The 10801-nt window shown below is 58.0% G+C and carries 9 protein-coding genes; all 9 read right to left on the bottom strand.

The genetic code is table 11. The features are described from left to right. Nucleotides 1-315: 315 nt before the first annotated feature. Nucleotides 316-1575 carry a tyrosine--tRNA ligase gene (gene tyrS, locus HMPREF2635_RS04355; protein WP_070545702.1) on the bottom strand — a complete coding sequence of 420 codons (1260 nt, stop codon included), beginning with the start codon at nt 1573-1575 and terminating at the stop codon, nt 316-318. Between the two features lie 37 nt (nt 1576-1612). Beyond that, nucleotides 1613-1792: a Trm112 family protein gene (locus HMPREF2635_RS04350; protein WP_049154615.1), complete on the bottom strand. Its 180-nt coding sequence runs from the start codon at nt 1790-1792 to the stop codon at nt 1613-1615. A gap of 11 nt (nt 1793-1803) precedes the next feature. Next, nucleotides 1804-2397 (bottom strand): hypothetical protein, encoded by a 594-nt coding sequence (locus HMPREF2635_RS04345; RefSeq protein WP_046648514.1) that lies wholly within the window; start codon nt 2395-2397, stop codon nt 1804-1806. 35 nt (nt 2398-2432) lie between these two features. Further along, on the bottom strand, nt 2433-3998 hold the full coding sequence (locus tag HMPREF2635_RS04340) for a vWA domain-containing protein (protein ID WP_049154614.1): 1566 nt from the start codon (nt 3996-3998) through the stop codon (nt 2433-2435). Nucleotides 3999-4034: 36 nt separating this feature from the next. Beyond that, nucleotides 4035-5159: a hypothetical protein gene (locus HMPREF2635_RS04335; protein WP_070545699.1), complete on the bottom strand. Its 1125-nt coding sequence runs from the start codon at nt 5157-5159 to the stop codon at nt 4035-4037. Nucleotides 5160-5250: 91 nt separating this feature from the next. Next, nucleotides 5251-6288 carry an ornithine cyclodeaminase gene (locus HMPREF2635_RS04330; protein ID WP_070545696.1) on the bottom strand — a complete coding sequence of 346 codons (1038 nt, stop codon included), beginning with the start codon at nt 6286-6288 and terminating at the stop codon, nt 5251-5253. 14 nt (nt 6289-6302) lie between these two features. Continuing rightward, on the bottom strand, nt 6303-7856 hold the full coding sequence (locus HMPREF2635_RS04325; protein ID WP_070545694.1) for an amino acid permease: 1554 nt from the start codon (nt 7854-7856) through the stop codon (nt 6303-6305). A gap of 213 nt (nt 7857-8069) precedes the next feature. After that, nucleotides 8070-9494, bottom strand: a complete 1425-nt coding sequence (gene argH / locus HMPREF2635_RS04320) for an argininosuccinate lyase (protein WP_070545691.1) — start codon at nt 9492-9494, stop codon at nt 8070-8072. A gap of 32 nt (nt 9495-9526) precedes the next feature. After that, nucleotides 9527-10741 (bottom strand): argininosuccinate synthase, encoded by a 1215-nt coding sequence (locus tag HMPREF2635_RS04315; RefSeq protein ID WP_046648520.1) that lies wholly within the window; start codon nt 10739-10741, stop codon nt 9527-9529. Nucleotides 10742-10801 lie beyond the last annotated feature (60 nt).

Below are 10801 nucleotides of genomic sequence, written 5' to 3'. Positions count from 1 at the left end.
TATTGAGTTCTCAAACATCATCCGCACACCCGTCACATCGAATTCATCTATTCTCTGCTCTGAGCGGCTGGAGTTCATACTCTAGCTAACAAGTTTATCCCTTGTCAACTAGGAGTTAATCTCCGTGTCACCAGCGTCTCGCGGCGACTTCGATAAATATACGCACAGCCCCAAGCTTCAACAAATCGCCTGGTTAACAGCACTTTCCTTAACCTTCGGCGGCCGGTGCAGATACTCTGTCCCAGAAACGACGAATCCCGCCGCACAAGGCGACGGGATTCGCATGCAGTCATCTAGCGAAGTCGAGAGCTCTAATTAGTTCAGCTTGGCACCGGCAAAGTTCTTCTTACCGCGACGAAGCACCAGCCACTTACCGTGAAGCAAGTCTTCGTCCGCCGGCTCCCAGTCATCGGCTTCAATACGCTGGTTATTGACGTAGGCGCCACCTTCCTTGATGGTGCGTCGAGCCGCGCCCTTGGAATCTGCCAGACCAGAAGCAACCAACAGATCAACGATGGAGCGCGGTTCACCGGCAGCTACCTCGGCCACGGTGGTTTCAGAAAGCGCACCCGCCAGCGTCTGCTCATCAAGGTCAGCAAGCTCTGCTTTACCGAACAGCGCTTGAGCAGCAAGCTCGACAGCCTTGGTGGCTTCCGCGCCGTGGACCAGTGTGGTCATCTCCTGGGCGAGACGGCGTTGTGCCTCGCGACGGAAAGGTTCATTAGCAACCTTCTCCTCGTATTCAGCGATCTCTTCCTTCGACAGGAAGGTAAACCACCGGAGGTAGTCAATAACCACGGAGTCACCGGCATTGAGGAAGTACTGGTACCACGAGTAAGGCGACGTCTTTTCCGGATCGAGCCAGAGCTTTCCGCCGCCGGTAGACTTGCCAAACTTTTGCCCCTGGGCATCCGTCACCAACGGGACGGTGAGTCCGTGAACCTTGACGCCCTTGACGCGGCGATTGAGGTCGACGCCAGACACGATGTTGCCCCACTGATCGCCACCGCCAATCTGCAGGACGCAGCCGTACTCCTCGTGGAGGTGAACGTAGTCATTGGACTGGAGGAGCATGTAGGAGAACTCGGTGTAGGAAATACCGTCGGACTCCAAGCGGCGCTTGACGGTATCACGGTCCAACATGGTATTCAGCGAGAAGTTCTTGCCGACATCACGCAGGAAATCAATGACGGTCATCTGCGAGGTCCAGTCAGCATTGTTGACCATGGTGGCTGCGTTCTCGCCCTCAAAGTCAATAAACTGGCGCAGCTGCTTCTTGATAGCCACCATGTTCTCGTTGATGGTCTCCTGCGACAGCATGGTGCGCTCCCCTACGTCGCGTGGGTCACCGATTTGGCCCGTTGCGCCACCGGCCAAAGCAATCGGGTGGTGGCCAGCTTTTTGGAAGCGGCGCAGCATAATCATCGGAACGAGGTGACCAGCATGGAGGGAGTCACCGGTTGGATCAAAACCGCAGTACAAGGTAATGGGCTCTTCGCAAGCCTCGCGCAGTGCGTCAAGGTCGGTGGACTGGTTAATGAGGCCGCGCCACTGCAGCTCATCGATGATGTTCATGAATGCTCCTTGGAAAGTCGATTCGGTGCTGTGAGAATTAGTTCTGGGGTGGCCACGGTACTGCGTGGTCTACCAGCATGACGGGAATGTCGTTCTCAATGGGATAGGCCACGCCGAGGCGTTCGTTGACCAAAACCTGTTCTTCGGCCAGATAGTTCAGCGGACCTTTATCCTGCGGACATACCAAGATGTCGAGCAGCTTCGAATCGAGACTCATAACCGCTAACCCTACACCTCCTTGGATTCGATGGATGGAAGGGTCCCGCCGTATTCGAGTTTGAGAGCCATGGAATGGTTGCGCAGGTTGCGTACTGAGTTTTGGGCAATGGCGTCTCGAATCTCGCCCATCTCTCGGCCTAGGATCCCCAGCGATTCGCTCATTTCCTCGACAGCCACTGGATTCTTCAAGTCCGTGACGTCGAGGTAAGAATTCACCAGCTCCTTAGAGTGTTCTTCAATCATGTCCCGCACGAGGGCTTGCTGGTGTGGGGCATCGTCGAGGCGGTGCCAATTGTCTAGGACCCACACGGCCGAGTCATCGAACGAGTCCCACGCTTTCTTAACAGGTCCGGGCACTTTGGACTGCTTCAGGTTGTATCGGACGCCCTCCAATGAGCTAATCAGTTGACCTGCACCCGAGGTGGGGGCCTCAATAGCTTTCTCCTGCTTTGGCGGCGTCACGAATCCCGCAGCCGCACCTGTGCAGACCGCGACCAGTGGCCACAAGAAACCTAAACCGCCACCAGTCAACACGTGAAGGACGATAACGAGCGCCGTTACCGCAACGCCGACGACGATCTTCCGCGAGTTCAGTGTGTTCATAAGGTGTAGGTCCTCCTGGGGATAGGTGGAGATTTTTACTGGTAAGCGCGGATTTCCTCGAAGGCCGCGGCGAGGTCACCGTTGAGCGCATCGAATGTCTTGCCGCCCGTGAGCTGAGCAAGCTCCTCCATCTCTTGAATGTTGGCTTCACCATACAAGATGACAAAGACCGGGATCTCCTTTTTCTCTGGGGGAAGCTGCTCATAGGCCTCCTTAAATTGTGCAAAAGTACGCCCACGCGTCACTTCGCCATCAGTCATGAGCACCACGGTCCCAATCTCGCCGCTGCTGGTGTCTACCTCGTTGAAGGCATTGAGCACAGCCTCGAACGTCGCCGTATCGCCATCCGCCACGAGTCGATCTACGCGATCAGCAAGCTCTTTTGTGGTTGCCGGGTTCTGCAAATCGACTCGCGCGCGAGTCGGCTGCTGCGGCTCAGAAGAATATGGGATGAGCTTGATCTGCTCACGGTTACGGAAGGCTACCTGACCTTCACCGTCTGGAGAGCCGTCAGCTGAGCCGTCGATTAGCGGGCGCAGACTATTCTTGAGCAAATCAATGCGCTCGCCCTCCATGGAGCCCGAGGTATCCAAGACCAGCGCCGTGTTGCCAGGGTTACGCAGCTCGTGAGCAAAGGCATCCTCCAGTGCGCTTACGGTTTGTTCATTGGCCGGGTACGGCAGCTCGAAGATGGTCCCGGGCATGTCAGAATCGTCCACACGCAGGTGGTAGCTCCTCAGCTTCTCTGGGTGTTCAGCAAACCACTCGGCAAGTGCCTGCACCTTACCTTCAGCCTCCTGGTCTGGGGAGCTGGCGAGAGCCGACAAAGGGTAGTCCGCCGAAATCACGCCATCGGAGGGGATGACCACCTCAAGATCGACGCCCTCATCCTTGAGCTGGTACAGCACTGATTCATAATTAAGGATGGCGTCGGCCTGCTCCGGATGCTCGCGGAACCTATCAGCCAGCCAACCCGACGATCCCGACGTTAAAGTCTGGTTACTGAAGAGTTTCTGGACCTTGCCCGTGGCCTGGCGGATATCCTTCTCCGTAAGCGCGCGCCCGGTGTCCGCGAAAGCAGTGGTCGCAGCCGATAGCGCGGAGAAGCCCGAGTTTGAGGTCGAAGGATCGGTCATACCGAAGGTAATCCCCGAGTCAGCAATCTCCTGCCACGTTGGTTGCTTCGTGGTCCAGCCCTTTTCCTTAGCCACGGAAGGCTGCACACCGAGTACCACGGGGGATCGCGCCACACTGTGTTCTTTGCGCAGCTTCTCATCGGCACCAATGATGCGCGCATAACGATTGGTGGCAAACCACGTGGCATCATAGGATCCGTCGAAACCGCCTTGTTTCAGGCTGCGGGAATTCGCCAGCGTCCCATCCTCGGTGGTCATGGTGATATCGAAGCCGAGGTCCTGGGAGGCGTCGTCAAGCACCGGCTCCAGAGGCTTAAGCTCCGTGGCCGCCACAATGTTGAGGCCACCGCTGAAGGACGAGCCGGAACCCGGCATATCCACATCATCGAACAAGTCACCTGCCGAACAAGCCGTCAGCGCCATGGCGCTCAGCATGACGAGCAGGACTTTTAAAGACCGAAACATTCCCTTGTACCTTCCTGATGCTTTCCTTGCGGGGCCTTAGCCAACCACTCGCAAAATCTCTTCATAATCCGCCCACCGCAGTGGGGTGGTATCGCCACCATCCACCGGGATCTGGTAGTTATCTGAAGGCTCAATATCGGCAATGAAGTCCGAATTCTCCGAGCCCAAGCCAAGGTTCTCCGCGACTGCTGGGATTGCGTCATTCATTGCTGTGACGAACAATGCGCCCTCGTCAGTACGTGGAAGGACGATGCTGCTTAGTTTCGTCGCCGGTTTCAACGCCAACAGCGTATAGCCGGATAGATCCTTGCCCGCACGTTCTAGATACACGTACTGCTCCGCGGTGGTCAATACCATAGGCATTTCGCCCTTATCCACACGGAGGAAAGCATCGAGGATGCCCTGATCGGTGGTTTCGCCATACCCCTGATCAGCAACGAGGCGGCGCATGATGTCATCCGCCTGCGCGTTGATCTTCTCCTTGCTACCGCTGCCCAGTTCCTTTTCCGCATAATTCGCGGCCGCGGTGTGTACGACCCGGGCATAGCGCAGTGCGGCAAAGGACTGGTCCACCTGTGGCACCGCCACATCCACCACGCGCGGCGAGCCGAAGGACGGGCTGATGTCCCGCCAACGAGTGTCTTTCTGGGACATCTCCACCAGCGTCTCTATATTCAGCGCTGCCTGATTGTCGTATCCCGAAACCAAATCGTGGTCCCTCATGTCCTCGACAAGCTCGCTATGCACCAGCACCAAAAGCGGCTTACCAAAAAACATCGGGGATAGGTCATCCCTTCCGGCTAGTTCCGGATGGGCATCGCGCACATCGGAGGTCCATGTAGCGCCGTTAGGATCCGCGAGCACAAAGTCATAATCTTTGTCCAAGCTACTGCTTCCCTCAACGAAGTCCCGTGCCGGTAGGACATCGAGCTCGAGCTCGATATCGTGCTTTTCCATCGCCTTCGTTGTGGCCGGGTCCTTAAAAACAGCCTCCAGCTCTGGGCTAATGGCGCCCTTAACGTGGTGCGTAGTTGTCGAAAAGCCAAAGCTCGGAAGGGAGCTACCTCCGCGACCTATCACGACGGATACCACAGCGAGCGCAAGGAAAACCGCGGCGATCACGAAGGACTTGGTGCGCTTCTTCGATGATGAGCTGCTCATGTTCTAAATCATAAAGTGATTTTCTTCTCACCGCTGGATTCGCGGCGGGGTAAGGGGAGAAACAGGCTCCCCCCCTTTCCGTGCGCTCTGGTTAAAGAAGAGAAGGTACGTTCGCGACCAACGAGAAAAGGTCCTTCGGGTCGTCGGGGTTCGCGATGATGTCGATTTCGGATTCCAAATCTGTACCCTTGACGGAATCACGCAGGTAGCGCAGTGCAGAAAAATCATTGATGGCAAATCCGACATCATCGAAGAGCGTAATCTGCTCATCATTATCGCGCCCGGTGGCCTGGCCGGTGAGTACCTGATAGAACTCGACAACCGGGAAGTCCTCCGGCTTCTGCTGAATCTCTCCTTCGACGCGTGTCTGCTCTGGGAATTCAACAAAGACCTTGGATTTATCCAGGATGGAGCTTTCGAGCTCGGTCTTGCCCGGGCAATCACCACCGACGGCATTGAGGTGCACGCCCGGTGCAACGTGGCGCTCGGCCAGAATCTGGTTTTGAGCCTTGTCCGCGGTGCAGGTGGTAATGATATCCGCGCCCACAACTACCTCGTCAACGCTCGAGGCGGCCGTAATGTTGAAACCCAGCGGTTCCAGATTGCGTCGGAATTTCTCTACGGCCTCAGGGTCAATATCGTAGATGGCAATGTCATCGATTCCCATCACTCCACGGAAGGCAAGGGCCTGGAACTCGGACTGGGAGCCGGCACCCACCATGGCCATGCGCTTAGAATCCTTCCGGGCCAGGTACTTGGCCACCATGGCGGAGGTCGCGGCCGTGCGTAGTGCAGTAAGCAGCGTCATTTCAGCTTCGAAGGTGGGGTATCCATTGTCAACGTCCGCCAACACGCCGAAGGCAGTAACCGTCTGAAAACCGCGGGCGGGGTTGGAAGGGTGACCGTTAACGTATTTGAAGGAGTACTCCTTGCCATTGGAGGTCGGCATGAGCTCGATAACACCAAAGGGGGTGTGGGAGGCAACGCGCGCAACCTTGTCGAAGCGCTCCCATTCGCGGTAGTCGGCTTCAAGGTAGTCCACCATCCCGGTGATGATGTTCTCGACGCCTTCGCGCTGAATCCAGCGCGCCATATTCTCTACATCAACAAACTTAACTACAGGCTTCATCAAAGTCTCCATTCTTAGTTCTTGTCTTGGTTCTTGCTGTGCGGTGTGTTTCGGTTCCTGGGGTGAAGGTCCGTTTGCGGTGCGGCCGGGAAGCGCGAGGTCGGCAGGTGCTTGGCCTTCCTCTCCGCCGCAATCGCGTAGATTCGCTCACGCCAGGCAAACCACATTGCCGCAAACACTGGGATGAGAAGTAGCGTTGAGGCCAAAGCGAAGGTTCCGATGGGGTAATCGAAAGCCATGAGGATGATGACCACGCCGATGAAAGCGAGAACGGACCAGTCACCAGCTTGGCCGAATGGCGAGCGGTAGTTCGGGCGGGTATAGCGCCCCTTCTTGGCCAGCTGCACGAACTTGATGTGTGACAAGGCCACTGCAGCCCACGACGCCAGTGTTCCCAGCGCCGCCAAGTTCAGCACGATTTCGAAGGCCATTTCAGGCACAACATAGTTGAGGAACACACCGGCAAGGCCGACGAAGGCGGCCATCACGATGCCACCATAGGGCACACCGGACTTGGACATGCGCGCGCCGAACTTCGGCCCGGAGCCGGCAGTAGACATGTTGTACATGATGCGGCCCGTCGAATACAGTCCGGCGTTCAGCGAGGAAATTGCCGCGGTGATGACAACCAGCTGGAAGATCGGTGCGGCATAACCAGCGCCGAGGGATTCGAAGAAGGTCACGAACGGCGATACTTCCGCAACGTAGCTGGTGTACGGCAGCACCAGGGTCAGCAGCAGCACACTACCGAAGTAGAAGACCACGATGCGGAACAGGACGCTGTTGACCGCGCGTGGGATGTGCTTCTCCACGTCCTTGGTCTCACCGGAGGTGGTGCCCACCAGCTCGATACCGGCGTAGGCGAAGACCACACCCTGGATGACGATGACGGCGGGAAGCAGGCCATTGGGCAGCCAGCCACCGGCATCGGATATCAGGCTAAAGCCCGTCGGGTCACCATTCGGGTGACCCATAATCACCACGCCGATAGCCACGACCATGAAAATCAACAGCGCGATGATCTTGATCATGGAGAACCAATACTCCAGTTCACCGAAGATCTTCACCGACAACATGTTGAACAACAGGATGCTGCACACCACGCCGAGAGCGAGCAACCACTGCGGGACAGCGTCGAGCCAGGAGGTGTACTGACCAAACCACTTGATGTAGATGGCCACGGCTGTGCCGTCGGCCACCAGGGTCGCAGCCCAGTTGCCCCAGTAGAGCCATCCGGTAACGAAGGCAGTCTTTTCGCCGTAAAACTCACGCGCATAGGACACGAAAGAACCCGAACTTGGGCGGTAGACGATGAGTTCGCCGAGCGAGCGCAAGATAATGTAACCGAAGAAACCGCAGACCAAATACAAAACTGCGAGAAATGGTCCAGCGGTTTGCAAACGGCTGCCGGTACCGAGCAACAAACCGGTACCGATCGCAGAGCCGATGGCAATCATCTGGAGCTGGCGATTGCCCATCCCCTTCTGAAGTCCGTGGTCTTCCGAAGCATAGACCGCTTTCTCCTTCTCGTGAGACTCCGTGTTGGGCGGGCGAAGTGTATCAGCCATTAGGAAGGTAGTCCTTTCAAAGTTGCGAACGTGCCTTTCTTCACATTCCCTAAGAAAACGTTATAACAACCTAATGAGACTTCCGTCACTTCGGCACCCCCACAGTGTGACCCAGCACATCGATGCCCAGTAGTAATAGATTTGATTTCTACCCCCACACAAAAGAACCGCATGGCCTGAAAAGACCATGCGGTTATTCATTCTCTGTGCGGACTAGCGCAGGGAAGTTTTGGCCCACTCCCGCGCGGCGCCAGCGCGCTCGCGAACCTTTTCGCGCTGCTCCACCACGCGAACGCCAGCGGTGCCACCCTTGGTGGAGCGGGATGCCACTGCCCCATCAATGGTCAGCACCTCACGAACTTCCGGAAGCAGGCGCTTGTCGACGCCCGCCAGTTCCTCGTCCGTGAGATCCACCAGATCCACACCGCGAGACTCCGCGATCTGCACGCAGGCACCGGAAGCCTCATGCGCCTCACGGAACGGCACACCCTGGCGCACCATCCATTCGGCCAGGTCGGTGGCCAAAGTAAAGCCACGCGGGGCCAGCTCACGCATGCGGTCTTCATGGAAGGTCAGGGTTTCCACCAGCCCAGTCATGGCAGGCAGCAAGAGGTTCAGCTGCGCCACCGAGTCCACGATGGGCTCCTTATCCTCCTGCAGGTCTCGGTTATAGGCCAAAGGCTGCGCCTTGAGCGTTGCCAACAGGCCGGTGAGGTTACCGATGAGTCGGCCGGTCTTACCGCGGGTCAGCTCCGGAACGTCCGGGTTCTTCTTCTGCGGCATGATCGAGGAACCAGTCGACCAGGCATCATCCAGGGTGACGTAGCCGTACTCCGGGGTGCACCAGTAGATGATCTCTTCCGACAGTCGGGACATGTCCACCGCGATCTGGGTGAGCACGAAGGCCGTCTCGGAGGCGAAGTCACGCGCTGCCGTACCGTCTAGCGAGTTCTCCGCGGAAGAATCGAAGCCCAGCTCCTCGGCAATCGCCTCCGGATCCAGGTGCAGCGAGGAGCCCGCGAGCGCACCAGAACCATAAGGGGACACCGCCAAGCGCTTATCCAGATCTTGCAGGCGCTCGATATCGCGCAGCAGCGGCTGGGCATGAGCGAGCAGCTCGTGTGCCAGCAGCACCGGCTGCGCCGCCTGGGAGTGGGTCTTGCCCGGCATAATGGCATCCGGGTGGGCCTCGGCCTGGCTAGCCAGAGCCTCCACCAAATCCGTGACCTGAAGTGCGATATCGCGAATGGCATCGCGAATCCACATCCGGAACAGCGTTGCCACCTGGTCATTGCGGGAGCGCCCAGCGCGCAGGCGGCCGCCGACCTCAGGTCCTACGATGTCGATGAGACCGCGCTCCATCGCACCGTGGACGTCTTCATCCGTCGGCAGCGGGGTGAATTCACCAGAAGCGACCTTCTCCCCTAGTTCACTCAGGCCGTTAAGCATGGTGTCCAAGTCAGCGTCGGATAGCAATCCGGCCTTGTGCAGGACCTTGGCGTGAGCCTTGGAGGCCAGCACGTCATAGGGGGCGAGGACCCAGTCGAAGTGGGTGGATACGGACAGGACAAACATCGCCTCGGAGGGGCCGCCCGAAAAGCGGCCACCCCACAGCGCACCCTCGTTAGTCTTATGCATCGATTCCTTACCTTGACCTTGGCTGTGCTGGTTTACTTACCGGTGGGGAAACCGCCGTCGCGGTCACGCTGGTTGGAGATCTGCGTCGACAGGCCGTGCAGCTGGACAAAGCCCTTGGCCGCGGTTTGATCGAAAGTATCGCCGGTGTCGTAGGTAGCCAGGTCGAAGGAGTACAGCGACTGGCCAGAGCGACGGCCGTTGACGGTGGCGGTGCCAGCATGCAGAACCATGCGGATATCGCCGGTGACGTTCTCCTGGGTGGACTCGGTGAAAGCATCCAGGGAGCGCTTCAGCGGCGAGAACCAGAGGCCATCGTAGACCTCCTCGGACCAGCGAGCGTCCGTGAGGCGCTTGTAACGGGCCAGCTCGCGTTCCACGGTGACGTCTTCCAGCGCCTCGTGAGCCTTGATGAGCACCATGGCACCAGGGGCCTCGTAGACCTCGCGAGACTTGATGCCTACCAAGCGGTCCTCCACCATGTCGAGGCGGCCAATGCCCTGGGCACCAGCGCGGCGGTTAAGCTCCTCGATAGCCTGGAGGACGGTCACCGGCTTGCCGTCAATAGCAGTGGGAACACCCTTGTCAAAAGTGATGGTCACCTCGTCCGGGGCATTGCCCAGGTCCGGCTGCTCGGTGTAGGCGTACAGGTCCTTTGTCGGCGGGTTCCACAGGTCCTCTAGGAAGCCGGTCTCTACCGCGCGGCCCCAGACGTTCTGGTCAATGGAGAACGGGGATGCTGCGGACTGCTCGATGGGAAGGTTAATTTCCTCGGCGAAGGCGATAGCCTTATCTCGGGTCCAGGCGTAGTCACGCGCCGGGGCGATGATCTCCAGAGCCGGATCCAACGCGCGGAAAGAGACCTCAAAGCGCACCTGATCGTTACCCTTGCCGGTGCAACCGTGGGAGACGTGGGTGCCGCCGTGAGTCTGAGCAGCCTCAACGAGGTGCTTGACAATGAGCGGGCGGGAGATGGCCGATACCAGCGGGTACTGCTTCATGTACATGCCGTTTGCCTTGATGGTGGGCAGACAGTACTCCTCTGCGAACTCATCCTTGGCATCAACGACGATGGACTCGACCGCACCGCAGTCGAGGGCGCGCTGGCGCACGGACTCCATGTCCTCGCCACCCTGGCCGAGGTCAAGAGAGACGGCGATGACTTCGCCGCCGGTCATCTTGGCCAGGTAAGGAATGGCGACAGAGGTATCGAGACCGCCAGAGTAGGCAAGCACAACGCGTGCAGTCATAGTTATTGGCTCCTTTAAGACAAACAGGTGCTAAAAAATCGAACTTATTTATATTATACA

Origin of the sequence: Corynebacterium sp. HMSC035E02 (genome assembly GCF_001836065.1) — a bacterium.
GTDB classification, from domain to species: domain Bacteria; phylum Actinomycetota; class Actinomycetes; order Mycobacteriales; family Mycobacteriaceae; genus Corynebacterium; species Corynebacterium hiratae.
Note: the sequence above shows the minus strand (reverse complement) of the source record. Positions and strands in the feature narration are given on the sequence as shown.

Excerpts from the sequence above, each read along its gene's own strand:
- tyrS (WP_070545702.1), bottom strand. The coding sequence starts at position 1,575 with ATGAACATCATCGATGAGCTGCAGTGGCGCGGCCTCATTAACCAGTCC.
- HMPREF2635_RS04350 (WP_049154615.1), bottom strand. The coding sequence starts at position 1,792 with ATGAGTCTCGATTCGAAGCTGCTCGACATCTTGGTATGTCCGCAGGAT.
- HMPREF2635_RS04345 (WP_046648514.1), bottom strand. The coding sequence starts at position 2,397 with ATGAACACACTGAACTCGCGGAAGATCGTCGTCGGCGTTGCGGTAACG.
- HMPREF2635_RS04340 (WP_049154614.1), bottom strand. The coding sequence starts at position 3,998 with ATGTTTCGGTCTTTAAAAGTCCTGCTCGTCATGCTGAGCGCCATGGCG.
- HMPREF2635_RS04335 (WP_070545699.1), bottom strand. The coding sequence starts at position 5,159 with ATGAGCAGCTCATCATCGAAGAAGCGCACCAAGTCCTTCGTGATCGCC.
- HMPREF2635_RS04330 (WP_070545696.1), bottom strand. The coding sequence starts at position 6,288 with ATGAAGCCTGTAGTTAAGTTTGTTGATGTAGAGAATATGGCGCGCTGG.
- HMPREF2635_RS04325 (WP_070545694.1), bottom strand. The coding sequence starts at position 7,856 with ATGGCTGATACACTTCGCCCGCCCAACACGGAGTCTCACGAGAAGGAG.
- argH (WP_070545691.1), bottom strand. The coding sequence starts at position 9,494 with ATGCATAAGACTAACGAGGGTGCGCTGTGGGGTGGCCGCTTTTCGGGC.
- HMPREF2635_RS04315 (WP_046648520.1), bottom strand. The coding sequence starts at position 10,741 with ATGACTGCACGCGTTGTGCTTGCCTACTCTGGCGGTCTCGATACCTCT.